This is a genomic window from Cryptosporangium minutisporangium (genome assembly GCF_039536245.1).
GTDB lineage: Bacteria > Actinomycetota > Actinomycetes > Mycobacteriales > Cryptosporangiaceae > Cryptosporangium > Cryptosporangium minutisporangium.
In genome coordinates this window covers 1-640 of record NZ_BAAAYN010000142.1, presented here as the reverse complement: position 1 = coordinate 640, position 640 = coordinate 1, and the positions used below count along the sequence as shown (strand labels likewise).

General features: G+C 69.8%; 2 pseudogenes. One reads left to right on the top strand and one right to left on the bottom strand.

Annotated elements, in window-relative coordinates:
* Window positions 1-377, bottom strand: a pseudogene (locus ABEB28_RS42890) (ATPase); the annotation flags it as partial.
* A 132-nt stretch (window positions 378-509) separates the two neighbouring features.
* Here ABEB28_RS42890 and ABEB28_RS42885 point away from each other — a divergent pair.
* Window positions 510-640: pseudogene (locus ABEB28_RS42885) on the top strand (DNA-binding response regulator); the annotation flags it as partial.

Below are 640 nucleotides of genomic sequence, written 5' to 3'. Positions count from 1 at the left end.
GGGTCGTTGATCAGCAGGCCGAGGATTCCCTTGCCGTGCGGCAGATCGCCGATCGCGATCCGGGTCTCGGTGTCGAGCCCCACCGTGATGAACTCCACCAGCAACCGCTCCGGTCCGATGACCCCGAGCGCCGCGTAACGCGCACCGGCGAGTTCGGCCGAGAGCTCCACGATCCGCCGAAGCGTGTCCGGCAGGCTCAGATCGCTGGCCATCGAGACCACGGCATCGAGCAGCCGGTGCAGCCGGGACTGGGTTTCCAGCAGGTCCTCGGCCCGGGTCACGAGCTCGCGGAGCAGGGTATCCAGCCGGAGTCGCTGCAGAGACGGCACCGGCCCTTCCGGGCCGACGCCTAGATCACCGTTCCCGGTGTCGGTCACCGTTCACCCTCCCCGCGCAGCCTGCCCGCCGGGCAGAGCCTAGTCCGGCCGGGTTGGTCGCCGTCGCGCAGCGGGGCGAACGAAGTGGGCGTACTCGCAGCCTTTCGGGCTCCTACGGTGTAGGAACGGAGCATGATCCGGGTCTTCCTCCTCGACGACCACGAAGTCGTCCGCCGCGGCCTGGTCGCGCTCCTCGAATCCAGCGGCGACATCGAGGTGATCGGCGAGTCCGGCTCGGCGCCGGAGGCTGCCCGCCGGATTCC